The sequence below is a fragment of the Streptomyces sp. Y20 genome (genome assembly GCF_043195475.1).
Classification (GTDB): domain Bacteria; phylum Actinomycetota; class Actinomycetes; order Streptomycetales; family Streptomycetaceae; genus Streptomyces.
On sequence record NZ_JBIDDP010000009.1, the window covers coordinates 275,265 to 298,638 of the forward strand.

19 protein-coding genes and 1 riboswitch are annotated in these 23,374 nt (G+C 75.2%); of the genes, 3 read left to right on the forward strand and 16 right to left on the reverse strand.

Translation table 11 applies throughout. The features are described from left to right. Positions 1 to 305: 305 nt before the first annotated feature. From cobC to cobM, 6 genes are read right to left on the reverse strand one after another with little or no spacing between them, the layout of a single operon-like run. Complete coding sequence (gene cobC, locus ACGFT1_RS23910; RefSeq protein WP_373910988.1) at positions 306 to 1,376, reverse strand: Rv2231c family pyridoxal phosphate-dependent protein CobC; 1,071 nt, start codon at positions 1,374 to 1,376, stop codon at positions 306 to 308. Further along, the gene (locus ACGFT1_RS23915) at positions 1,366 to 2,298 is read right to left on the reverse strand and encodes a sirohydrochlorin chelatase (protein WP_373910989.1); all 933 of its coding nucleotides are present in this window, start codon (positions 2,296 to 2,298) and stop codon (positions 1,366 to 1,368) included. Before ACGFT1_RS23915 ends, cobC begins: the two co-directional genes overlap by 11 nt. Beyond that, entirely contained in the window at positions 2,295 to 2,882 is a 588-nt protein-coding gene (locus tag ACGFT1_RS23920) for a precorrin-8X methylmutase (RefSeq protein ID WP_373910990.1), read from the reverse strand. Before ACGFT1_RS23920 ends, ACGFT1_RS23915 begins: the two co-directional genes overlap by 4 nt. After that, positions 2,879 to 4,582, reverse strand: a complete 1,704-nt coding sequence (gene cobJ, locus ACGFT1_RS23925; protein ID WP_373910991.1) for a precorrin-3B C(17)-methyltransferase — start codon at positions 4,580 to 4,582, stop codon at positions 2,879 to 2,881. Before cobJ ends, ACGFT1_RS23920 begins: the two co-directional genes overlap by 4 nt. After that, positions 4,579 to 5,814: a precorrin-6y C5,15-methyltransferase (decarboxylating) subunit CbiE gene (cbiE, locus tag ACGFT1_RS23930; protein ID WP_373910992.1), complete on the reverse strand. Its 1,236-nt coding sequence runs from the start codon at positions 5,812 to 5,814 to the stop codon at positions 4,579 to 4,581. The genes cobJ and cbiE overlap by 4 nt, the downstream gene beginning before the upstream one ends. Further along, positions 5,811 to 6,629, reverse strand: coding sequence for a precorrin-4 C(11)-methyltransferase (cobM, locus tag ACGFT1_RS23935; protein ID WP_356823216.1), 819 nt, complete (start codon positions 6,627 to 6,629; stop codon positions 5,811 to 5,813). The genes cbiE and cobM overlap by 4 nt, the downstream gene beginning before the upstream one ends. A 126-nt stretch (positions 6,630 to 6,755) precedes the next feature. Here cobM and ACGFT1_RS23940 point away from each other — a divergent pair, with 126 nt between their 5' ends. Beyond that, on the forward strand, positions 6,756 to 7,484 hold the full coding sequence (locus ACGFT1_RS23940; RefSeq protein WP_373910993.1) for a ZIP family metal transporter: 729 nt from the start codon (positions 6,756 to 6,758) through the stop codon (positions 7,482 to 7,484). Between the two features lie 14 nt (positions 7,485 to 7,498). Here ACGFT1_RS23940 and cobI read toward each other — a convergent pair whose 3' ends face one another. The 10 genes from cobI to ACGFT1_RS23990 all read right to left on the reverse strand — a co-directional run bounded on the left by cobI (position 7,499) and on the right by ACGFT1_RS23990 (position 20,805). Then, positions 7,499 to 8,230, reverse strand: coding sequence for a precorrin-2 C(20)-methyltransferase (gene cobI / locus ACGFT1_RS23945; RefSeq protein WP_373910994.1), 732 nt, complete (start codon positions 8,228 to 8,230; stop codon positions 7,499 to 7,501). Continuing rightward, entirely contained in the window at positions 8,227 to 9,621 is a 1,395-nt protein-coding gene (locus tag ACGFT1_RS23950) for a cobyrinate a,c-diamide synthase (protein WP_373910995.1), read from the reverse strand. The genes cobI and ACGFT1_RS23950 overlap by 4 nt, the downstream gene beginning before the upstream one ends. After that, positions 9,618 to 10,217 (reverse strand): cob(I)yrinic acid a,c-diamide adenosyltransferase, encoded by a 600-nt coding sequence (gene cobO, locus ACGFT1_RS23955; RefSeq protein WP_373910996.1) that lies wholly within the window; start codon positions 10,215 to 10,217, stop codon positions 9,618 to 9,620. The genes ACGFT1_RS23950 and cobO overlap by 4 nt, the downstream gene beginning before the upstream one ends. Further along, positions 10,217 to 12,262, reverse strand: a complete 2,046-nt coding sequence (locus ACGFT1_RS23960; protein WP_373910997.1) for a putative cobaltochelatase — start codon at positions 12,260 to 12,262, stop codon at positions 10,217 to 10,219. The genes cobO and ACGFT1_RS23960 overlap by 1 nt, the downstream gene beginning before the upstream one ends. Then, complete coding sequence (cobN, locus tag ACGFT1_RS23965) at positions 12,259 to 15,909, reverse strand: cobaltochelatase subunit CobN (RefSeq protein ID WP_373910998.1); 3,651 nt, start codon at positions 15,907 to 15,909, stop codon at positions 12,259 to 12,261. Before cobN ends, ACGFT1_RS23960 begins: the two co-directional genes overlap by 4 nt. Next, positions 15,906 to 17,414 (reverse strand): cobyric acid synthase, encoded by a 1,509-nt coding sequence (locus tag ACGFT1_RS23970; RefSeq protein WP_373910999.1) that lies wholly within the window; start codon positions 17,412 to 17,414, stop codon positions 15,906 to 15,908. The genes cobN and ACGFT1_RS23970 overlap by 4 nt, the downstream gene beginning before the upstream one ends. After that, positions 17,411 to 18,355 (reverse strand): cobalamin biosynthesis protein, encoded by a 945-nt coding sequence (locus ACGFT1_RS23975; protein ID WP_373911000.1) that lies wholly within the window; start codon positions 18,353 to 18,355, stop codon positions 17,411 to 17,413. The genes ACGFT1_RS23970 and ACGFT1_RS23975 overlap by 4 nt, the downstream gene beginning before the upstream one ends. A 112-nt stretch (positions 18,356 to 18,467) precedes the next feature. Next, a riboswitch (cobalamin riboswitch) is annotated at positions 18,468 to 18,610 on the reverse strand. A 130-nt stretch (positions 18,611 to 18,740) separates the two neighbouring features. Then, a complete protein-coding gene (locus tag ACGFT1_RS23980) occupies positions 18,741 to 18,968 on the reverse strand; it encodes a hypothetical protein (protein WP_373911001.1) in 228 nt (75 codons plus the stop codon). Between the two features lie 35 nt (positions 18,969 to 19,003). Then, positions 19,004 to 20,260, reverse strand: coding sequence for an anion permease (locus ACGFT1_RS23985; protein WP_373911002.1), 1,257 nt, complete (start codon positions 20,258 to 20,260; stop codon positions 19,004 to 19,006). Positions 20,261 to 20,403: 143 nt separating this feature from the next. Beyond that, the gene (locus ACGFT1_RS23990; RefSeq protein ID WP_373911003.1) at positions 20,404 to 20,805 is read right to left on the reverse strand and encodes a hypothetical protein; all 402 of its coding nucleotides are present in this window, start codon (positions 20,803 to 20,805) and stop codon (positions 20,404 to 20,406) included. A 294-nt stretch (positions 20,806 to 21,099) separates the two neighbouring features. Here ACGFT1_RS23990 and ACGFT1_RS23995 point away from each other — a divergent pair, with 294 nt between their 5' ends. Together ACGFT1_RS23995 and ACGFT1_RS24000 are read left to right on the forward strand one after the other, a co-directional pair. Then, complete coding sequence (locus ACGFT1_RS23995; protein WP_373911004.1) at positions 21,100 to 21,786, forward strand: class II aldolase/adducin family protein; 687 nt, start codon at positions 21,100 to 21,102, stop codon at positions 21,784 to 21,786. Positions 21,787 to 22,156: 370 nt separating this feature from the next. Next, complete coding sequence (locus tag ACGFT1_RS24000) at positions 22,157 to 23,284, forward strand: alpha/beta hydrolase (RefSeq protein WP_373911005.1); 1,128 nt, start codon at positions 22,157 to 22,159, stop codon at positions 23,282 to 23,284. Positions 23,285 to 23,374 lie beyond the last annotated feature (90 nt).

Genomic DNA, 23,374 nt, shown 5'->3' on the forward strand with positions numbered 1-23,374 from the left:
GGCGGCGCCGGGCGGCCCGTGGTCCCCGGCCGGCCGGTGACCGGGCGGTGACGGCGCCGGAGAGGCGAACGTGCATTTGGCCCGGGGCGGTGGGGGAGGGCCGGGTGGGCTCTCGGCACGGTGGGCAGGGTTCCCGGGCGGCCCTGCGCCGGACCCGTCATCGTGAGGAGCCGGGCGGGGCCCGGGCGGCCCGGCCCGGCGCCGCGGGGCGGGGCGGGGCCGGGCTCGGCGGTCGGCCCGGGGCCCCCGGGGTGGTGCGGGCCCGGCGTTCCCGGGGGCCCCGGGAGTCGTGGAGGGCGCGGCTTTCAGTCCTCCGGGAGAGCCGTGGACAGGGCTGTCAGGAAGGTGTTCGTGGTGGCGCGGTCGCGTACCGCCACCCGTATCCAGTCCGGGCCGAGGCCGGGGAACGTGTCCCCCCGGCGGACGGCGTGGCCGAGGTCGCGCAGCCGGCGCCGGACCGCCGCGGCGCCCGGCATACGGATCAGTACGAAGGGGCCCTCCGCCGGCTGCACCACCCGTACGCCCCGGCCGGCGAGCGCGGACAGTCCCGCGACGAGGTGTGCCCGGTCCCCGGCGACGCGATGCGCCGCGTGCCCCGCCTCGGCCAGCGCCCGGGGCGCCACGCACGCCCGCGCCGCGGCCAGCGCCGGTGTGGACACGGGCCACAGCGGCTGGGCGCGCTCCAGCCGGGCGATCACCTCGGGCGCGGCCAGCGCGTACCCGATGCGCAGCCCCGCCAGCCCCCAGGTCTTGGTGAGGCTGCGCAGCACCACGAGTCCCGGCACGTCCGTCCGGCCGGCCAGGGTCTCGCGCTCACCGGGCACCGCGTCCATGAACGCCTCGTCGACCACCAGTGTCCGTCCCCGACGGGCCAGCCGGGTGACCTTCTGCGCCGGGTGCAGGACGGACGTGGGGTTGGTGGGGTTGCCGATCACCACGAGGTCGGCGTCCTCCGGGACGACCGCCGGGTCCAGCCGGAATCCGTCCTCCTCCCGCAGCAGCACCCGGCCCACCGTGTGCCCGGCGTCGCGCAGCGCCGCCTCCGGCTCGGTGAACTGCGGATGCACGACGACCGGCCGGCGGGGCTCCAGGGCGCGGGCGAGGAGGACGAACGCCTCCGCGGCCCCCGCCGTCAGCAGCACCCGTTCCACCGGCAGCCCGTGCCGCGCGGCCACCGCCGCACGGGCGGCCCGCCCGTCGGGGTAGGCCGCGAGGGACGACAGCGAACCGGCGATCTCCTCCCGCAGCCACCGCGGGGGCGTGTCCGCGCGGACGTTGACGGCGAGGTCGACCAACGCGGCACCGTCGTCCCGCACCTCGGCGTCCCCGTGGTGCCGCAGATCGTGCGCGGACCCGCCGGTGTCCTCAGTGCGCATGGCTGTGCGAGTGCCCCCCGTGATGGTGGTGCCCGTGTCCGTGGTGGTGTCCTTCGTCGTCCGGGTGGAAGTGGGGCTGCTGCGGCAGTCCCACCTTGTCCTCGAAGCCCGGCAGCGCTATCCGGTACACGCAGGAGTCGCAGTTCATGCGCAGGTCACCCTCGACGGCTTCCCGGTACCGCTCCATCACCAGGTCCAGCAGCTCCGGCTCGGGCCCGATGACGTCGGCCGACCGGACCTCGGTCTCCGGGTGGGCCGCGGCCCAGCCCTCGGTCTGCTGCCGCACCCGGTCCGGCAGGATCCCGGTGAACAGGAAGTACGGCAGGACGACGATCCTCTTCGCGCCCAGCGCGACGCACCGGTCCAGGCCGCTCGGCACGTCCGGCGCCGCAAGCGACACGAACGCCGTCTCGACTCCGGCGTACCCGCGGCCCTCCCACAGCAGCCGCGCCGCCTTGAACACCTCGGCGTTGGCGTCGGGGTCGGTGGAGCCGCGCCCGACGAGCAGCACGGTGACGTCCGCCCGGTCCCCGGGCGTGCGGGCGGCGCCGCCGAGCGCCTCGTCCAGCCGCCGCTCCAGCACGCTCAGCAGCGCGGGGTGCGGGCCCAGCGGACGGCCGTACGTGTACGTGATGCCCGGGTGCCGTTCCTTCTCGCGGGCGAGCGCGGCCGGGATGTCACCCTTGGCGTGCCCGGCGGACACCAGCATGAGCGGTACGGCGGCGAACCGGCGCACCCCTCGCTCGACCAGCTCGGTGACGGCCTCGCCCAGCGGCGGCGGCGACAGTTCGATGAAGCCGCCCGCGACGGGCAGTTCGGGGTGGCGGCGCCCCAGTTCCCGGACGAAGTCACGGAACGCCTCGGCTCCGGCGTCGTCACGGGTGCCGTGGCCGGCGATGAGCAGGGCGGGCGGGGTGGTCACGAGGTCTCCTCAGACGGAACGGGGTGGTAGAGCAGGGCGTTGAGCGCGGCGGCGGCGACCGCCGAACCGCCCTTCTCGGACACGTTGCTGACGGCGGGCAGCCCGCTCGCCCGCAACGCGGCCTTGGACTCGGCCGCGCCGACGAAGCCGACGGGCAGGCCGATGACGAGCGCGGGGGAGGCGTCGAGGGTCAGCAGCTCCTCCAGGGCGGTCGGCGCGCAGCCGATCACCCAGACGGCGCCGGGCCCGACCTCCTCGTACGCGAGCCGTACGGCGTGTGCCGAGCGGGTCAGCCCGGGCCCGGCGACGGCGTCCCGCAGCCGGCAGACGGTCCCGCGCCGGGTGATGCCGGCCGCGACCATCTCCACGTCGACGACGACGGGCGCCCCGGCGTGCAGCGCGGCGTGCGCCGTCACGAGGTCGGCCTCGTCCATGACGAGGTCGGTCGCGTACTCCAGGTCGGCGGCGGAGTGGATGACCCGCTCCACCACCGCCCGGGTCAGCGGCGGGAGGTGCGAGGTGTCCAGGCGGGCGCGCAGGCGCCGGAAGGACTCCTGTTCGATGGGGTGGACCACGCGGTTCACCGGGCTTCCTCCTGTGTGCCGTTCTGCCAGCGGTAGCCGCGCGGGGTCACCATGCGCCCCGCGATGGTGCGGGTGGCGGTGTTGCCCACGGTCACGACCGTCATCATGTCGACCGTCGCCGGGTCCAGCGCGCCGAGCGTGGTCACGCGGCTGGACTCGTCGGGGCGGGAGGCGTTGCGGACGACGCCGACGGGTGTCGTCGCCTCCCGGTGTCCGCAGAGGATCGCGAGGGCCTCGGGGAGCTGCCAGTCCCGGCCGCGTGAACGCGGGTTGTAGAAGGTGACCACGAGGTCCGCCTCGGCCGCCGCGCGCACCCGGCGCTCGATGACCTCCCAGGGGGTGTGCAGGTCCGACAGGCTGATGGACACGTGGTCGTGGCCCAGCGGTGCGCCCAGGACGGCCCCGGCGGCCAGCGCGGCCGTCACCCCGGGCACCCCGACCACGTCGATGTCGTCGGACGCCTCGGCGAGCGCCGGGGAGGCCATCGCGTACACGCCGGCGTCGCCGCTGCCGATCAGCGCGACCGCGTGCCCCGCGCGGGCCTCGGCGACCGCGGTACGGGCCCGCTCCTCCTCCGCGCCGAGCCCGGACTCCAGCACCCGGGTGCCGGGCCGCAGCAGGTCGCGGATCTGGTCGACGTACTGGTCGAGGCCGACCAGCACCGACGCCCGCCGCAACTCGGCCGCCGCGCGCGGGGTGAGCAGGTCCCGGGCGCCCGGTCCGAGACCGACCACCGCGAGCCGTCCGCGCCCCGGCCGCCGTACGACGGCGCACGTCGCCATGGCGGGCCGGCCGTCGGCCCGTACGGACTTCCGCTTGGGCACGAGGAGTTCACCGCCGCGCGCCAGGGCGGCGGCCTCGGCGACCGACGGGGTGCCGACGGCCGTGAGCGGCGCGGCCGACGGGTTGGGCACCTCCACCGCGGCGAGTTCGCCGGCGGTGTACGTCACCACGGGCACCCCGAGCCGCTCGGCGGCGGCCACGATGCCGGGCTCGTCCGCCTTGGCGTCCACCGTGGCCAGTTCGGCGACCGACCGCGGCGACAGACCCGCCTCCCGCAGCGCCTCCCCGACCAGCGCGAGGACCTCCTCGGCCGGCGCGCCCTTCGACGCGCCCACGCCGACCACCAGCGACGGGGGCCGCAGGAGCACCTCCCGCTCGCCCGGTTCGACGGCCCGGTCGGTGAGCCGGACCGTGTACGCCCCGTGCGCCGCGAGCGGCAGCGGCGGCAGCGGCCACGCGACCTCCGCCGCCAGCGCGACCGGTTCGCCGTCCAGCAGGGCCCGGGAGACCGCGGCGACCGCGCCCTCACAGGGCAGCCCGAGCGTGTCGAGGCCCGCCAGTCCGACGGCGTCCGTCGCGGTGGTCACCACGGGTTCGGCGCCGAGCAGCTCACCGGCCTCCCGGGCGAGCGCGTTGGCCCCGCCGCCGTGCCCGCCGACCAGCGACACCGCGAACCGGCCGCCCTCGTCGACGCACACCACACCCGGGTCGGCACTCTTGTCGCCGAGCAGCGGCGCGAGCAGCCGTACGGTCGCCCCCGTCGCCAGGAAGCACACCAGCTGCTCGCACTCCGCGAACGCGGCGCGTACGGCCTCCCCGACGGGACCGTCGTAGACCCGCGTACGGTCCGGCCAGGCCGCGGCCAGCCGGTCCCGCGCCGCCGCTCCCGCCGCGGTGGCGGAAATGAGGCCGATCACTGGACAACTCCTTCACTAGACGCCGCGGCGCGCTCGCCCCACAGCAGGAACACAGGATTGGTGGCCGCCAGCCGGGTCACGTCCCCGGGCAGCGGCGCGAGGCGCGACGACTGCAACAGCACGCCGTCGCAGCGGAATCCGGCGGCCGTCAGCGCCTCGCGCGCCGCCGGCACCCGGTCCAGCGCGGCCATGGCGACGACGACGGTGCGCCGGGCCCGCCGCGCGCACGCGGTCACGACGGCGGGCAGCTCACGGCCCCCGCCGCCGACGAACACCGCGTCCGGATCGCCGGGCAGCGCGGCCAGCACCTCCGGCGCCGAGCCGTGCACCACGTCCACGCCGACGCCGTGCGCCTCCGCGTTGGCGCGGACGCGCTCCACCCCGTCCGCGGTCTTCTCCACGGCGACGACGGCCGCGCCGAGCCGCGCGCACTCCACCGCCACCGAACCCGACCCGGCGCCCACGTCCCACACCAGGTCGCCGAGGCGCGGACCGAGCCGGGCCAGGGCCAGCGCCCGGACCTCGAACTTGGTGATCATCGAGTCGCGGTGGGTGAACTCGCCCTCGTCCAGGGCCCAACGGGCCGGCCCGCCGGGTGTCCCGGCGACCGTGCGCACCGCGCCGAGCGCCCGCGTCTCGTCCAGGCACAGCACCACGCTCACCGCCGTGCCCCAGTCCCGGGCCGCCGCCTCGGCGGGCGTGACCCGCTCCACGCGCTCCCGCTCCGGATCCCCGAGCGCGCTCGCCACGACGAGGACCCGGTCGGCCGGAACCGCGGCCCCCAGTTCGGCCGGCCCGGCCCCCGGACCGGTCAGCACGGCCACCTTGGGCCGGGCCCGGCACACGTTGACGGCCGTCCGCGGGTCCCGGCCGTGCGCGCTGACCACCACCGCGTCGTCCCAGGGCAGCCCGATCCGCGCGAACGCGGTGGCCACCGAGGACACCCCCGGCCGTACGTCCAGCGCGCCGGCGCCGAACCGCTCGGCCAGCGCCCGCACGATCCCGAAGAACCCCGGGTCCCCGGAGGCCAGCACGACGACCGGCAGCCGCGCGGCGGCGTACTCCGCGACGGTGTCCAGGGCGGGCGCCAGCGGCCCGAGCACCACCCGCTCCGCCCCGTCCGGCAGCGCCGCGGCGTCCAGGTGCCGCTGCCCGCCGACCACGAGCGCGGCCCCGGCGAGGACGTCCGCGGGGAGCGGCGTGCCCGTCCCCGTCCCGACGACCGTGATCAACTCTTCGCCCGCTGCTCGCGCAGGGCCCGCCGGGCCTGCGGGTCGGCCTTGCGGTAGCCGTGGAAGTGACCGGGGTGGTACAGGTGCGAACGGGTGCCGCTGGCGTCCAGGGCCGGGCCGACGAGGAACAGCGTGTGCTTCCAGAGCTTGTGCTCCTTGACCGTCTCCTCCAGCGTGCCGATCGTGCACCGCACGACCAGCTCCTCCGGCCAGGTCGCCTGGTAGGCGACGACCACCGGCGTGTCCGTGGGGTAGCCGCCCTCCAGCAGCTCCCGCACCAGCTGCCCGCTGCGCGCCGCCGACAGGAAGACGGCCATCGTGGTGCCGTGCCGGGCGAACTCGCGGACCTCCTCCCCGGGCGGCATCGGCGTCTTGCCGCCGCCGAGCCGGGTGAGCACCACCGACTGCGCGACCTCCGGGATCGTCAGCTCGCGCTGCGCGATCGCGGCCACCGCGGAGAACGACGACACGCCCGGGACGATCTCGGTCGCGATGCCGATCTCCCGGCAGCGGTCGACCTGCTCCTGCGTGCCGCCCCACAGGGCCGGGTCGCCGGAGTGGATGCGGGCGACCCGCAACCCCTCCTCGCCGGCCCGCCGGTACACGGCGACGACGTCCTCCAGCGACATCGTCGCCGAGTCCAGCACCTCCGCGTCCTCGCGGGCGTGTTCGAGGACCTCCGCCTGGACCAGGCTCGCGGCCCAGATCACGACGTCGGCCTCGGCGATGGCACGCGCGGCACGGAACGTCAGCAGATCGGCGGCGCCGGGGCCGGCACCGACGAAGGTCACCTTGCCGGTGGGGGCATCGGCCATGGGAATCGGTCCTCTCCTGCAGAAGGGAACTACGGGCGGTTCGGTATGTGCGGCCGGCGCCGGCGGTCAGCGCGCGCACGGCCGTCGGACATGCGTGAGGGCCGGTCCATCGGATACGAAGGGCCCATGGCGGTCCTCGTCGCGCTCGGCGCGTTCCTGATGACGCTGGCCGGCGGCTGGACGGCACAGCGCGTGACCGACCGCCGTCATCTGGTGCTGGGCCTGGCCGGCGGACTGATGCTCGGCGTGGTCGGCCTGGACCTGCTGCCGGAGGCGCTGCACGCGGCCGGCCACGAGGTCTTCGCCGTACCCGCCGCCCTGCTGCTGTTCGTGGCCGGATTCCTGCTGGCCCATCTGGTGGAACGCACACTCGCCGCGCGCCGGGCGGCGCACGGGGGCGGCGAGCACGGCCACCGGGCGCCCGAGGTGGGCCTGACGGCGGCCGGCGCGATGGTGGGGCACAGCGCCATGGACGGCGTGGCGATCGGCGCGGCCTTCCAGGTGGGCGGCGGCATGGGCGCGTCCGTCGCGCTCGCCGTGATCGCCCACGACTTCGCCGACGGTTTCAACACCTTCACCCTGACCAGCCTGTACGGCAACGCGCGCCGCCGGGCCGTCGGGATGCTGGTGGCGGACGCCTGCGCACCCGTGCTGGGCGCGCTGTCGACCGCCTTCGTCCGCATCCCCGAGCCGGTGCTCGGCGGCTATCTCGGTCTCTTCGGCGGCGTACTGCTCTATCTCGCCGCCGCCGAGATCCTCCCCGAGGCCCACCACGAGCACCCGGCCCGTTCCACCCTGCTGTGCACGGTGTCCGGCGTCCTGTTCGTCTGGCTGGTGGTCGGCCTGTCCGGCTGACCGCGCGGGCGGTGTCACAGCTTCCCGCCCCGACCGCCGTCCCGCCGCGGGGGCGCGATCAGCGTCGACAGGTACGGCAGCGGGGCCCCGTCCAGCTCGGCGGCCGGCCGCACGGACTCCTCCGGCAGCCCCAGCGCCGACCCCCACACGGCGTTCCCGAGCCGGCCGGTCTCCGCCAGCGCCTCCGCGACCTCCGCGGCCTGCCGCCCGAACTTGTACGCCACCACGGTCCCCGGCCCGGCCAGCGCCTCCTTCAGCACGGCGGACCCGGCGGTGACCGGGACGAGGGTGAGCGGTTCGGTGCCCTCCGTCAGCACGGCACCGGACCGCGCCGCGAGATCCTGCATGGCCGTGATGCCGGGCACCGTCTCCACGGCGAGCCCCGGGACCAGCTCCCCGACGGTCTGCGCGAGATACGTGAACGTCGAGTACACGTTCGGGTCCCCGATGGTCGCGAACGCCACCGACCCGTGCCGCCGCAGCAGCTCGGCGACCCGGGCGCCGGCCGCGTCCCAGGCCGCCTCCCGGCGCGCCCGGTCGGTCCGCTCGTTCAGCGCGAACACCACCCGGACGACCTTGTCCCCGGGCACGTAGTGCAGCACCGTCGCCTCCGCCCGGCCCCGCTCGCCGGAGTCCATCACCGGTACGACGACGACCTCGGCCGCCCGCAGGGCGTTGACCCCCTTGACGGTCACCAGCTCCGGATCACCGGGACCCACCCCGACTCCGACCAGCCTGCTGCTCATGACGTCCGGCACCTCTCCACGAACCGACGGGCGACACCGGGCTCGGACGCCCAGTGCGTGTGCAGATAACTCGCGTGCACGCCCCGCTGTACAAATCCCTCGACCCGCCGGGCCGGGGCGCGCACACCCCAGGCGGGGGCGGCACCGGCGCCCGGCTCGACGACGGTGCGGTGGAACTCGTGGCCCCGCATCCGCGTCCCCGCCACCGCCAGCACACTGTCGCCGACGGCCACGGCGTCCCGGTAGCCGAGGGTCAGCCGCTCACTCATCCGCGCGGCGGCGTCCAGCACCCCGCACATCGGCTGCCCGTCCAGATCCCGGCACAGATAGAGCAGCCCGGCGCACTCGGCGGCCACGGGCGCGCCGGAGCGCGCCAGGTCCGCGACGGCCGCCCGCAGCGGCTCGTTGGCGGACAGCTCGGCGGCGTACACCTCGGGGAACCCGCCGCCGATGACCAGCCCGGCCGTCCCCTCGGGCAGCCCCTCGTCCCGCAGCGGGTCGAAGACGGCGACCTCTGCCCCGGCGGCGGTGAGCAGTTCGGTGTGCTCGGCGTAGGAGAACGTGAACGCGCGACCCCCGGCGACCGCGACCACGGGCCCTCGCTCCCCGGCCGGCCGAGCCGCTCCGGGCCGGGCCGGGTGGTGGGCGGGCGAAGGATCGGGGGTCCACGGGGCGGAACCGTCCGGCAGGGGACCCGCCGAGCGGGCCAGCGCCTCCAGGGCGGCCAGGTCGCAGCCCCGGGTCACCTGCGCCGCCATGGCGGCCACGGCATCGACCGCGGCCGCGGTTCGCTCGGCCACCGGCACCAGCCCCAGGTGCCGCGACGGCGTCTCCACCCGGGCCGCCCGCCGCAGCGCACCGAGGACCGGCACCCCCGCCGCATCCAGTGCCTCCCGCAGGAGCGACTCGTGCCGGTCGGAGCCCACCTTGTTCAGGATCACGCCCCCGATCCGCACCCGCGGGTCCCAGGACGCGAAGCCGTGCACCAGGGCCGCCACCGACCGCGACTGCGACGACGCGTCCACGACGAGCACGACCGGCGCGCGCAGCAGCTTGGCCACCTGGGCGGTGGAGGCCAGTTCACCCTCCCCGGCCGCCCCGTCGTACAGCCCCATCACGCCCTCCACGACCGCGAGGTCGCAGCCCCGCGCCCCGTGCAGGAACAGCGGAGCGACCAGCTCCGGCCCGCACAGGTACGCGTCCAGGTTGCGCCCCGCCCGCCCGGTGGCGAGCGCGTGGTAGCCGGGGTCGATGTAGTCCGGTCCGACCTTGTGCGGGGACACGGCGAGCCCCCGCGCGGCGAACGCGGCCATCAGCCCCGTGGCGACGGTGGTCTTGCCGCTGCCCGAGGAGGGCGCGGCGATGACCAGCCGGGGCACGGGCGCACTCACCACTCGATGCCCTTCTGGCCCTTCTGGCCGGCGTCCATGGGGTGCTTGACCTTGGACATGTCGGTGACGAGGTCGGCGAGGTCCACCAGCTTCCGTGGCGCGTTGCGCCCCGTGATCACGACGTGCTGGGTGCCCGGCCGGGCGCGCAGCACCTCCACCACCTCGTCCGTGTCGACCCAGCCCCAGTGCATCGGGTACGCGAACTCGTCCAGCACGTACAGCCGGTACGTCTCGGCGGCCAGATCCCGCTTGACCTGCTCCCAGCCCTCGCGGGCCTTCTCCTCGTTGTCCATCTGGGCATCGCGCTGCACCCAGGACCAGCCCTCGCCCATCTTGTGCCAGTCGACGGTCCCGCCCTCGCCGGAGGCGCCGAGCACGCGCAGCGCGTTCTCCTCGCCGACCTTCCACTTCGCGGACTTGACGAACTGGAACACCCCGATGGGCCACCCCTGGTTCCAGGCGCGCAGCGCCAGCCCGAACGCGGCGGTGGACTTGCCCTTGCCGACGCCCGTGTGCACGACGACCAGCGGGCGGTTCCTGCGCTGTCGGGTCGTCAGACCGTCGTCCGGTACGACACTCGGCTGTCCCTGCGGCACTACGCTGCCCTCCTCGACGTTCCCTGCACATCCCTGACCAGCCCGGCGATCGAGTCGGCCCGCAGCTCCTCCAGCGTGACCGCCGTACCGTCCAGTTCCCCGGCCAGCCGGCCGGCGAGCCCCAGCCGCACCGGCCCCGACTCGCAGTCCACGACCACCGAGGCGATCCCGTCGGCCGCGAACAGCCGCGCCGCCCGCTCCGCGAGGGCCACCGGCTCCGTCCCGCCCGTCGCCCGCCCGTCGGTCACCACCACGACCAGCGCCCGCCGCGCCGCGTCCCGCAGCCGCTCCACCCGCAGCACCTCGTGCGCCTTCAGCAGCCCGGCGGCCAGCGGCGTACGGCCACCGGTCGGCAGCGACTCCAGCCGCACCGCGGCGGCGTCGACGGACGACGTCGGCGGCAGCGCCACCTCGGCCGAGGAGCCCCGGAAGGTCACCAGACCCACCTTGTCCCGCCGCTGGTAGGCGTCCAGGAGCAACGACAGGACGGCACCCTTGACGGCGCTCATCCGCTGCCGGGCCGCCATCGACCCCGAGGCGTCCACCACGAACAGCACGAGGTTCCCCTCGCGGCCCTCGCGGGACGCCTGCCGCAGATCGTCCCGGCGGATCACCAGGCCGGGACCCGACCGGCCGCGCGCCCGCTGATGCGGGGCGGCGGCCTGCACGGTCGCGGCCAGGTGCAGCTTGGTCAGCGCCCCCCGCGGCCGGCGGGACCCCGTGGTCCGGCCGTGCTCGGTGCGCGCCCGCGACCGCCGCCCGGCGGCGCCCTCACCGATCCCGGGCACACTCAGCACCCTGGCCCTGAACGGTTCCGCGGCACGCGCCGGGGACCGCTCGCCCGGGCCGGCACCGGACGGCTGCGGCTCCCCGCCGTCCGCGGCCTCCGGCCGCGCGGCGATGTCCCCGCCCTGCGGACCGGCGTCCGGCTCCGGCTGCCCGCCGCCCCCGCCGGGGCCACCGGGGCCGGGATCGTCGTCACCGTCCCCGTCCGGACCGTTCCCGTCCGCGCCGCCCCCGCCGTCCGGGTCGCTCCCGGCGAACTGCTCCAGCGTCTCGTCCAGCTTGTCCTCGTCGAGGCCCGGCGCGTCGAACGGGTTGCGCCGGCGCCGGTGCGGCAGCGCGAGCAGCGCCGCCTGCCGCACGTCCTCGGCGAGCACGTCGGTACGCCCGGCCCACGCGGCCAGGGCGGTAGCCGTACGGGCCATCACGATGTCGGCGCGCATGCCGTCCACCTCGAAGGCCGCGCAGGTCGCCGCGATCTGCCGCAACGCCGCGTCGCCCAGCCGCACCTGCGGCAGCAGCTCCCGCGCCGCGACGACCCGCTGCCGCACGGCGGCCTCCTCGCCGGCCCAGCGCGCCGCGAAACCCGCGGGGTCGTCGTCGTACGCCAGCCGGCGCCGCACGACCTCCACCCGCTGCTCCGGCTCACGCGAGGCGGCGACCTCCACGGTCAGCCCGAACCGGTCGAGCAACTGCGGCCGCAGCTCGCCCTCTTCGGGATTCATGGTGCCGACGAGCAGGAAGCGGGCCGCGTGCCGCACCGACACGCCCTCGCGCTCCACGTAGGAGGCGCCCATCGCCGCCGCGTCCAGCAGCAGGTCGACCAGGTGGTCGTGGAGGAGGTTGACCTCGTCGACGTACAGGATCCCGCGGTGCGCGTCGGCCAGCAGGCCCGGCTCGAAAGCCTTGACGCCCTCCGCGAGGGCCCGCTCGATGTCCAGGGCGCCGACGAGCCGGTCCTCCGAGGCGCCCACGGGGAGTTCCACCATCCGGGCGGCGCGCACGGCGGCGGGGCCGGCTTCGTGCGGACCGTCGGGGCACGACGGGTCCGGCGCCGCCGGATCGCACGAGAACCGGCACCCGGGCACCACGGCCACCTCGGGCAGCAGCGCCGACAGCGCCCGCACCGCCGTCGACTTGGCGGTGCCCTTCTCGCCGCGCACGAGGACACCGCCGACCGCCGGTGAGACGGCGTTCAGCAGCAGCGCGAGCCGCAGGTCGTCCTGGCCGACAACGGCCGTGAAAGGGAACGGGGTGGTCACTGGTCGCCCTCCAAGTCGCCTTCCAGCTCCAGATAGGTGGCGCGCAGCCGCTCCAGCGTGTCCGCGTCGGGCTCCGCCCACAGGCCGCGGTCCGCCGCCTCCAGCAGCCGTTCGGTGATGCCGCGCAGCGCCCACGGGTTGGACTTCTTCATGAAGTCCCGGTTCTCCGGGTCGAAGACGTACTCGGCGCTCAGCTTCTCGTACATCCAGTCGTCGACCACGCCGGCCGTCGCGTCGTACCCGAACAGGTAGTCCACGGTCGCCGCCATCTCGAACGCGCCCTTGTAGCCGTGCCGCCGCATGGCCGCCATCCAGCGCGGGTTGACGACCCGCGCCCGGAAGACACGGTGGGTCTCCTCGCCCAGCGTGCGGGTGCGCACCTGGTCCGGTACGGCGCTGTCGCCCACGTAGGCCTCGGGGTTGGCGCCCGTCAGGTGCCGGACCATGGCGACCATGCCGCCGTGGTACTGGAAGTAGTCGTCGGCGTCGACCAGGTCGTGCTCGCGGGTGTCGACGTTCTTCGCCGCGACGGCGATCCGCCGGAACGCGGTCTCCATGTCCCCGCGCGCCGCCCGTCCGTCGAGCCCGCGCCCGTAGGCGTAACCGCCCCACACCGCGTACACCTCGGCGAGGTCGGCGTCCGAACGCCAGTTGCGCGCGTCGATCAGCGGCAGCAGGCCGGCGCCGTAGGCCCCCGGCTTCGAGCCGAAGATACGCGCGGTCGCCCGCCGCCGGTCGCCGTGCCCGGCGGTGTCCTCGTCCACGTGCGCCCGCACGTAGTTCGACCCGGCCGGCTCGTCCAGTTCGGCCACCGTCCGCACCGCGTCGTCGATCAGCCCGACGACGTGCGGGAACGCGTCCCGGAAGAAGCCGGAGATGCGGACGGTGACGTCGATGCGAGGCCGCCCCAGCTCCGCCGGCGGGATCACCTCGAAGCCGGTCACGCGGCGCGAGGCGTCGTCCCACACCGGGCGGCAGCCCAGCAGCGCCAGGATCTCGGCGATGTCGTCGCCCTGGGTGCGCATCGCCGAGGTGCCCCACACCGTGAGGCCCACGGACTTCGGGTACGCGCCGGTGTCCTGGAGGTAGCGCTGCACCAGCGAGTCCGCCAGCGACTGGCCGACCTCCCAGCTGAGCCGGGACGGGATCGCCTTGGGGTCGACCGAGTAGAAGTTCCGGCCGGTCGGCAGCACGTTCACCAGACCGCGGGTCGGGGAGCCCGAGGGGCCCGCCGGGACGTAACCGCCGTCCAGGGCCCGCAGGATGTGCCCGATCTCGTCGGTCGTGCGGGCGAGCCGCGGTACGACCTCCGTGCAGGCGAACTCCAGCACCGCCACGGCGGCCGGGAGTTCACCGCCCAGCACCTCGCGGACCAGGGGGGCGCACTCGGCCGCGGCCCAGCCGCGCGCCTCCATGCCCTCCGCCAGCCGCCGGCACAGCTGCTCCAGCAGGTCGATCGTGTCGGCGGCGGTCCGGGCCGGGCCGTCGACCAGGCCGGTCAGCTCGGCCGGCACCTTCACCGGGGCGCCCGGCTCGGCCAGCAGCTCCTTCTCGTCCAGCCCGAAGTGAGCCGCGAGCGAGGCCCGCAGGCCGGGGATGGCGTTCGCCCGGCCGCCCCACACCTGCGAGGCGCGCAGCACGGCGAGGACGAGGTTGACCCGGGGTTCGGCGACGGGTCCGCCGCCGAGGATGTGCAGTCCGTCCCGGATCTGCACATCCTTGATCTCGCACAGGTAGCCGTCGATGTGCATGACGAACTCGTCGAACGCGGTGTCGTCCGGCTGCTCGTCCACGTGCAGGTCGTGGTGCAGCTCCGCCGCCTTGACCAGGGTCCAGATCTGGGCGCGGACGGCCGGGGCCTTCACCGGGTCGAGGTCGCTGACGAGGGCGTACTCGTCGAGCAGCTGCTCCAGCTTGGCCAGGTCGCCGTACGTGTCGGCGCGGGCCATCGGCGGGACCAGGTGGTCGACGACCGTGGCGTGCCCGCGCCGCTTGGCCTGGGTGCCCTCACCGGGGTCGTTCACGATGAACGGGTAGATCAGCGGCAGGTCGCCGAGCACCGCGTCCGGCGCGCAGCCGGCGCTGAGCCCGAGGCCCTTGCCCGGCAGCCACTCCATCGTCCCGTGCTTGCCCATGTGCACGACCGCGTCGGCGCCGAAACCGTGTTCCAGCCACCGGTAGGCCGCCATGTAGTGGTGGGAGGGCGGCATGTCGGGGTCGTGGTAAATCGCGATCGGGTTCTCGCCGAAGCCGCGCGGCGGCTGGATCATCACCACGACGTTCCCGAATTGCAGCGACGCCAGCACGATGTCGTCGCCGTCCACGTACAGACCGCCCGGCGGCTCGCCCCACGCCTCGGTCATCGCATCCCGCAGCCCCGGGTCCAGCTTCTCGAACCAGGACCGGTAGTCGGCCAGCGGCACCCGGGCGGGCGCGGCGGCCAGCTGGTCCTCCGTCAGCCACTCGACGTCGTGGCCGCCGGCCTCGATCAGCCGGTGGATCAGCTCGTCGCCGCCGGCGGGGTACTCGGTCAGGGAGTAGCCGGCGTCCCGCAGCGCGTCCAGCACTCGAACCGCGGACGCGGGCGTGTCCAGGCCCACCGCGTTGCCGACCCGGGAGTGCTTGGTCGGGTACGCGGTGAAGACCAGGGCGATCTTCTTCTCGGCGTTCGGCTTGTGCTTCAGCCGGGCGTGCCGCAGGGCGATCCCGGCGACCCGCGAGGCCCGCTCGGGATCGGCGACGTACACCGGCACGTCGTCCGGGCCCTGCTCCTTGAAGGAGAACGGGACGGTGACGAGACGGCCGTCGAACTCCGGGATCGCGACCTGCATCGCCGCGTCCATCGGGGACAGGGCCGCGTCGGACTCCTCCCACGCGGCCCGCGAGGAGGTCAGGCACAGGCCCTGGAGGACGGGCACGTCCAGGTCGGCGAGGGCGCCGATGTCCCAGGCCTCCTCGTCGCCGCCCGCCGAGGCCTGGGAGGCGTGCGTGCCGCCGGCCGCGAGGACGGTGGCCACCAGCACGTCGGCCCGCTCCAGCAGCCGGTACAGCCCGGCGTCCGCGCCGCGCAGCGAACCGCAGTACACGGGCAGGGCGTTGGCGCCCTTCGCCTCGATCGCGTCGCACAGCGTGTCCACGAAGGCGGTGTTGCCGCTCAGTTCGTGGGCCCGGTAGAAGAGGACGCCCACGGTCGGGCGGCCGGCCACGACCGGGCGGTCGCCGTGCACCCCGTACTCCGGCATCCCGCGCGGCCCCTCGAAGCCCTCACCGGTCAGCAGCACGGTGTCCGACAGGAACCGGGACAGCTCCAGCAGGTTCTCCGGGCCGCCCTCGACCAGGTACTTCAGCGCCTCGGCGACCACACCGGCCGGCACGGACGACTCGGCCATCAGCTCGGCGTCCGGGACGGCCTCGCCGCCCAGCAGCACGGTCGGGATCCCCGACGTCCGCAGCACCGCCAGCCCGTCCTCCCAGGCGCGCTTGCCGCCCAGCAGCCGTACGACGGCGATGTCCGCGCCCTCGACCAGGGCCGGCAGCTCCGCGGCGACGTCGACCCGGGTGGGGTTGCCGATGCGGTAGCCGGCGCCACAGGCCCGGGCCGCCAGCAGATCCGTGTCGGCGGTCGACAACAACAACACTGTGCTCATGCGGGCGCTCCCGGTGGAATGAAAGGCAGTCCTTGCGGCGCGCCCGACTCGATGAGCCGCCGGAGCGCGTCGGTGTCCGCGTGCTGTTCGATCAGGTCGCCGAGCCGGTCGAGCTGCTCCTCGCGCAGCGCGGCGAAGGAGGTGTCCGGCGCGGGCACGAAGCGGCGGCCCGCGGCGGCGGCCACCTCGCGCAGGAAGGCCCGCCGGAAGCCGTCCGACTCCAGCGAGCCGTGCCAGTGGGTGCCCCAGGTCCGGCCGGCGCGGCAGCCGTCCAGGAAGGCGTCCCCGCCGGTGACCTCGGCGACCCCGTGATGGATCTCGTACCCCTCGACCCGCTCGCCGAGGGCCTCGCCGACGGGCCGGGTGAGGGTCTTCTCGCGGGCGAAGCGGACCCGGACGGGGAGCAGGCCGAGTCCGGGGACGTGTCCGGCGCGGGACTCGACCTCGTCCTCGATGTGCTCGCCGAGTATCTGGAAGCCGCCGCAGATGCCGAGCACGGGGCGCCCCTCGGCGGCCCGCCGCGCGAGCGCGTCCGCCAGTCCGCGCTCCCGCAGCCACTGGAGCGCCCGCACGGTGCCGCGCGTACCCGGGACCACCACGAGGTCGGCGTCGGCCAGCTCCTCCGGGCGGTCCACGAAGCGCACGACGACGCCCGGTTCGGCGGCGAGGGCGTCCACGTCGGTGAAGTTGGACATCAGCGGGATTGCGCAGACGGCGACCCGCAGCACGTCCGCGCCGACCGGGGGCGTCACCGAGGACTCGCGCACGGTGCCCCGCAGGGACACTCTCAGCCCGTCCTCCTCGTCGATGCCGAGGCCGTGCCGGAAGGGCAGGACGCCGTACGTCCGCCGCCCGGTGAGCCCGTGCAGCATGTCCAGGCCCGGCTCCAGCAGCGACACGTCGCCGCGGAACTTGTTCACGAGGAACCCGGCGACCAGTTCCTGGTCCTCGGGGGAGAGCAGGGCGACGGTGCCGAAGAAGGACGCGAAGACGCCCCCGCGGTCGATGTCGCCCACCACCAGCACCGGCAGCCGCGCGTTGCGGGCGATGCCCATGTTGACGATGTCCGTCCGCCGCAGGTTGATCTCGGCCGGACTGCCCGCCCCCTCACAGATCACCGCGTCATACGTGCCCCGCAACTCCGCCAGGCAGTCCAGCACCGTGCCGAGGAGCCGCTGCTGGCGCCCCCCGTGGTAGCCGCGTGCGCTCAGCTCCCCGACGGGCTTGCCGAGCAGCACCACCTGGCTGCTCTGCTCGCCGCCCGGCTTGAGCAGCACCGGGTTCATGAGCGCGGTGGGCTCGACCCGGCAGGCCTGCGCCTGCATGGCCTGCGCCCGCCCGATCTCCGCGCCCTCCAGGGTGACGAACGAGTTCAGGGACATGTTCTGCGCCTTGAAAGGCGCCACCTTCACGCCCTGGCGGACCAGCCAGCGGCAGATCCCGGCCGTCACGACGCTCTTGCCGGCGTCGGAGGTGGTGCCGGCGACGAGGAGACCCCCGTTCACTTCCCACGTCCCTTCATCAGGCCGCGCGCGGCCAACGTGGTGCCGAGCGCGAGCAGGCCGACGCGGCGCGAGAGCCGTACGGCCCGGTCGATGTCGGCGACCCGGACGGGCCGTCCGGTGCCGCCGTTGAGCACGGGCCGGTGTTCGACCCGGCCGCCGTAGGAGAGCGTCCCGCCCAGCCGTACGCCGAGGGCGCCCGCGAACGCGGCCTCCACCGGCCCGGCGTTGGGGCTCGGGTGCCGGGAGGCGTCGGCCCGCCAGGCCCGCGCGGCGCCGCGCGGATCGGGTCCGGCGAGGGTGGCGAGTACGGCGGTGAGCCGGGCCCCGGGCCAGCCGGCGACGTCGTCGAGGCGGGCGGAGGCCCAGCCGTACCGGCGGTGGCGGGGCGACCTGTGGCCCACCATCGCGTCCAGGGTGTTGACCGCCCGGAATCCGAGCAGCCCCGGAACTCCGGCCACCGCGCCCCAGACGAGGGCGCCGACCACGGCGTCGGAGGTGTTCTCGGCGACCGACTCGACCACGGCCCGGGCGATGCCGTCGGCGTCCAGCGCCTGCGGGTCCCGGCCGCACAGGTGGGGCAGCCGGGCCCGGGCGGCCTCGACGTCCCCGGTCTCCAGCGCGCGCCCGACGGTGCGGGCCTCGCGGGCGAGCGAGGTGCCGCCGACGACGGCCCAGGTGGCGGCGGCGGTCAGCGCGGCGGAGACGGCGGGACGGGGACGCGCGGCGCGTGCGGCCAGCGTGCCCAGCGCGACCGCGCCGCCGGCGCACACGGCGGTGTGCAGGGCACCCCACCCGCGGTGGTCGTGCCACAGGACGCGTTCCACGGCTCCGGCCGCCCGGCCGAACGCGGCGACCGGATGCCCGCGGCGCGGATCGCCGAGGAGCAGGTCACCCAGGAGGCCGGCGGCGGCGCCGTACGCGTAAGTGCGATCGGCACCCATCGGCTCAGCCGGCCGCGGGGGCGGGAGCGGTCCGGGTACGGGTCCTCGAACGGGTCCTCGATGGGCAGCCGAGCATGTCGCTGTAGGTCCTCACTCAGGGTGTCCGCGCCCTGGTTCGACGTGAATCGGCGGCGAGAGTTCCTGGCTCCCGGGGATGACTCCCCGGTGACAGTGGCGGGACCGCGCCGGATTCGCACCGGCTTCCTCTTCTGCCGCCGTACATGGCCTGGGCAGTCCACCACGCGCCCGGAAGGGCCGTCAACTTGCCGTTGACCTGCGTGGGGAGAGTGTGCCCATCCCCACACCGCGGGACCCGTGGGACGGGCGGGGACAAGGCAGAGGCTCCCCCGCACGACCGGTGCGGGGGAGCCTCGGAGGGTCGGGGTCAGGACTTGGCCACGACCAGGTGGATGCCGTACGCCACCGCCGCCGCGCAGGCCGCGAAGCAGAGGTAGGCGCCGGTGACGGCCAGGCCGGCGGTGCCGCCCTGCGCCACGGCCTTCTCGCGCCGGTTCAGGCCCGCGATGCCGAGGGTGAACAGGGACACCAGGCCCACGGTGGCCACGAGGCTCACTCCGAAGACGGAGCCGAGAGCCGCCCAGTCGATCTTCATGGGGATGCTTCCTTCGGTAACCGGGGTGACCGGGCTCAGACGGTGGCGGCCGGGGCGGCCGGGGCAGCGGGCTCGGCGGCCGGGACGGCGGCCTGCTGCGGGAAGGCGATGTCCAGGTCGATGGCGACCGGACCGGCCGGGGGCGGGGTCACGGCGGCGATGGCGGTGGTGACCACACCGGCCGGCTCGCCGGCCTCCTGGGCCACGTGGGTGTGGTCCACGACCTCGCGGCGGGAGAACTTCCAGATCGCGGCGCTGGAGGCGACGAGGAAGAGGGCGACGGCGGCGGTGCCCCAGTCACCCAGGCCGGTGACGGACTCGGCACCCGCGCCGACCAGCGCGGCGGCCGGGAGGGTGAGCGCCCAGGCGATGAACATGCGGGTCGCGGTGGACCAGCGGACCACACCGCCCTTGCGGCCGAGGCCGGCGCCCATCACCGAGCCGGAGACGACGTGGGTGGTGGAGAGGGAGAAACCGAGGTGGGCGGAGGCCAGGATGGCGGTCGCGGCGCTGGTCTGGGCGGCGAAGCCCTGGCGCGGCTCCAGGTCGGTCAGGCCCTTGCCCATGGTGCGGATGATGCGCCAGCCGCCGATGTAGGTGCCGAGCGCGATGGCCAGGCCGGCGGAGAGGATCACCCAGGTGGGAGGGTTGGAGCCGGGGGCGATGGAGCCGCCCGCGACGAGGGCGAGCGTGATGATGCCCATCGTCTTCTGGGCGTCGTTGGTGCCGTGGGCCAGGGAGACCAGGCCGGCGGAGGCGATCTGGCCGGCGCGGTAGCCCTTGCGGGTGGCCTCGCCGTCGGCGGTGCCGCCGATGCCGTAGGAGAACCGGGTGGCCAGCAGCGAGGCGAGGCCCGCCACGACCGGCGCGGCGACCGCGGGGAGCAGCACCTTGGTGACCAGGACGTCACCGTGGACGGCGCCGAAGCCGGCGGAGGCGACGGTGGCACCGATCAGGCCGCCCATCAGGGCGTGCGAGGAGCTGGAGGGCAGGCCCACCAGCCAGGTCAGCAGGTTCCAGAGGATCGCGCCGACCAGGGCGGCGAAGATGACCTCGGGACGGATGCCGCTCTCGTCGACGAGCCCCTTGGAGATCGTGTTCGCGACCTCCACGGAGAGGAAGGCGCCCACAAGATTGAGGGCGGCGGACAGGGCCACCGCGATCTTGGGCTTCAGGGCGCCCGTGGAGATGGTGGTGGCCATCGCGTTCGCGGTGTCGTGGAAACCGTTCGTGAAATCGAACGCGAGAGCGGTTACCACCACTATCGCGAGGATCAGCGAGAAGCTTTCCATTTACCCAGGCAATCGTTCGAGGTCATTGGCAGGCTGAACGTAGGCAATCTGGGTGAACGGAAGATGAACTGGGACCGGCTTGAGAGTGACTGTCGGGCGGGCTCGGCGTGCTGCTCCGCCCGGTCGCCCCTTACGCCCCTTGGCTACCGGCCGCGCGCGAACGTCCGCGGCCGGCTCATGGAGCCGTCGAAGAGATCCTGGTCACCCGGCAGTCTGCCCCCGGTGCCGTACTGCCGGAACGTCCAGTGCCGCCAGCCGCCCGGCAGCGTGCCCGGCCGCGCGGTGCCGTGCCGGGCGGTCCACATCGGGTTCGAGCCGGCGAAGGCCTGTGGCTGTTGCCGGTGCACGGCTTCCACCACGTACACGAACCGCGCGCCCCTGGCCCGGGCGGCCGGCCGGTCGACCCGCTTCCGGTGGGACGACACGTCGTGCCCCCGGGGGAACGACGTGGCCGACTCCACCGGTCCGGCCGACGCGGTGGCGGTCCCCGCGAGGGCGAGGGTCGCCGTGGCCGCCGCCGCGAGGGCGCCGGCGTGGCGGGACAAGGGCGTGTGTAGGGGCCATGCGTCTCTCCGGTGCGTCTCTCCGGTGTGACGGACGGCCGGGCCCCGCGGGCGGTGGCGATCGTACGGATCGTCCAGTGGGCAGGTGTGGGCAGGTGTGGGCAGGACGGACCTTTGAAGGATCGGTGATCACCGAATCCGTGTCCGTTTCAGGCGTTTCGTGACCGAGTTCGCCCGTTCGGTGGTACGGCTCCTGGTACGGCTTCCGGCACGGCCCGCATCGGGAAGTGGCCGGTCCGCCCCCGGGGGCACCGGGCCGGCTGGCAGGATCGCCGCATGGCTGAACCGCGGCGCAACCCGGCAGAAGTGGAAGACATCCGGCAGGAAGAGGCCCGTCTATGGGCGGAACTGGTCGCGACGGCACGCAGGACCGTGGCTGACGGACTCGTGGTCGGCACCTCCGGCAACGTCTCCGCGCGCCTCGGCGACCTCGTGCTCGTCACCCCTACGGGCGTCCCCTACGACCGGCTCACCCCCGGCGACATCACCGGCGTCGACCTCACCGGCCGCCGGGTGCTCGGCTCCCTGGCACCGACCAGCGAACTGCCCATGCACCTCGCCGTCTACCGCACCACCGGCGCCCGGGCCGTCGTCCACACCCACGCCGTGCACGCCACCGCCGTCTCCACGCTCGTGAACGAGCTGCCGCTGATCCATTACATGGCCGGCGCCCTCGGCGGCCCCGTCCGGGTCGCCCCCTACGCCACCTACGGCACCGACGAGCTGGCCGAGCACATGCTCCGCGCCCTCGACGGCCGCTCCGGCTGCCTGCTCCGCAACCACGGCACGGTCACGTACGGCGCCACCCTGGACCAGGCCTACGACCGCACCGCCCAGCTGGAGTGGATGTGTCGCCTGTGGCTCACGGCGTCCTCCGTGCCGGGCCTGACACCGTCCCTGCTCTCGCAGGCACAACTGGCCGAAGCCGGGGAACGCTTGAAGGGGTACGGCCAACGGAGGTGACCCCTTGCCACCCAGCCCACCGAACAGGGCCCCGCACACCCCGGCCCGCGGCACGCCCCGGCCCCGCCTTCTCCGGCTCCGCCGCGCTTCCGGGAGCCGGCTGATTCGGCTCCGCCGCGCTTCCGGGGTCCGGGCGCCCCGGTTCCGTCTCGCTTCCCGGGTCCGGGCGCCCTGGTTACGGCGCGCGCTCGGGAAGCAAACGCTCCGGTTCCGCCGGGCTCCAGGGGATCGACTCCCCTTCATCCGGCGCGACGGCGTTCGGCCAGGGCGTACGGGCCCGGCCGTGGCGGTCCGGGTCGCACCACCCCGGAGCTCACCCCCGCCCACCGCTCCGCTGGCCGGTGGCGCACCCCGCCCCGACACTGGACCCGTGCGCACCGTCAGAGCCACCGCCACCGCGGTCACCGCCGCCGTCGCCGCCGGCCTGGCCTCCGTGGCCGTCGGACGACTCGCCAGCGACGCCGCGCTGAAGGCGCCCGCGGGCCGCCCCCTGCCCACCGAACCCCGTCTCACCGTGCACGGCACGGACGCCGGCCGGATCACACTGACCCGCGACCTGGCCACCCTGCGCCCGGGCACCTACGGCCTCGCCGGCGACGGCAGCCACGCGGTCGTCGGCCCCGTCCTGGAGGCGCCCCGGCACACCGCCGACACCGTCGTACGCCGCCTGGAACGCGTCACCCACGGCACCTTCGCCCCCGGCGACGCGGTGTGGCTGACCCCCAACCTGTACGTCGGCAACCCGGGCACCGCCCTCGGCCTCGACCACACCGACGTCGACGTGCCCGGCGAACTCGGGCCGCTGCCCGCCTGGTTCCTGCCCGGCCACCGGGACACCTGGGTGATCGCCGTGCACGGCCTCGGCACCACTCGCGAGCAAGTCCTCAACGTCCTGGGCTTCCTGCACGGCCGCAGCCTGCCGGTCCTCGCCCTCTCCTACCGCGGCGACCTCGGCGCTCCCCGCCCGCCGGACGGGCTGAACCACCTCGGCGAGACCGAGTGGCGCGACGTCGACGCGGCGATCCGCTACGCCGTCGGCCGAGGCGCCCGCCGGGTCGTCCTCCTCGGCTGGTCCACCGGCGCCACCATGGCCCTGCACGCCGCCGGGCACTCCACCGTCCGCGAGCGCGTGGCCGGACTCGTCCTGGACTCGCCGGTACTCAGCTGGCAGGCCACGCTGCGCGCCCTGGCCGCGGCCCGCCACACCCCCCGGCCGCTGCTGCCGCTCGCGGTGCGGGCCGCGCAGGGCCGGGCCGGGCTGCACACCGGCCGGATCACCGAGGACACCGGGCCGGCGCTGCTCCGTGTCCCCACCCTGCTCATCCACGGCCCGGACGACCAGGTCGCCCCCTGGCGGTTCTCCCGCCGGCTCGCCCGGCACCGCGCCGACCTCGTCGCCCTGCACACCGTGCCGGGGGCCCCGCACGCGGCGATGTGGAACGCGGACCCCGGCGAGTACGAGGAACGCCTGCGCCGGTTCCTGACCCCGCTGATGTGACCCCCGGCGCCGGGGCGTGGCCCGCCCCGGCCCGAACCGTTCCGCTTGTGGCCGTACGACTGGCCGGAACATGTCCTCCCGACCGCCCTG

What these genes read in the sequence shown, in the direction of transcription:
- cobC (WP_373910988.1), bottom strand. Translation starts at nt 1,376, where the DNA reads ATGCGCACTGAGGACACCGGCGGGTCCGCGCACGATCTGCGGCACCAC.
- cobM (WP_356823216.1), bottom strand. Translation starts at nt 6,629, where the DNA reads ATGGCCGATGCCCCCACCGGCAAGGTGACCTTCGTCGGTGCCGGCCCC.
- ACGFT1_RS23940 (WP_373910993.1), top strand. Translation starts at nt 6,756, where the DNA reads ATGGCGGTCCTCGTCGCGCTCGGCGCGTTCCTGATGACGCTGGCCGGC.
- cobI (WP_373910994.1), bottom strand. Translation starts at nt 8,230, where the DNA reads ATGAGCAGCAGGCTGGTCGGAGTCGGGGTGGGTCCCGGTGATCCGGAG.
- cobN (WP_373910998.1), bottom strand. Translation starts at nt 15,909, where the DNA reads ATGAGCACAGTGTTGTTGTTGTCGACCGCCGACACGGATCTGCTGGCG.
- ACGFT1_RS23975 (WP_373911000.1), bottom strand. Translation starts at nt 18,355, where the DNA reads ATGGGTGCCGATCGCACTTACGCGTACGGCGCCGCCGCCGGCCTCCTG.
- ACGFT1_RS23980 (WP_373911001.1), bottom strand. Translation starts at nt 18,968, where the DNA reads ATGAAGATCGACTGGGCGGCTCTCGGCTCCGTCTTCGGAGTGAGCCTC.
- ACGFT1_RS23985 (WP_373911002.1), bottom strand. Translation starts at nt 20,260, where the DNA reads ATGGAAAGCTTCTCGCTGATCCTCGCGATAGTGGTGGTAACCGCTCTC.
- ACGFT1_RS23995 (WP_373911004.1), top strand. Translation starts at nt 21,100, where the DNA reads ATGGCTGAACCGCGGCGCAACCCGGCAGAAGTGGAAGACATCCGGCAG.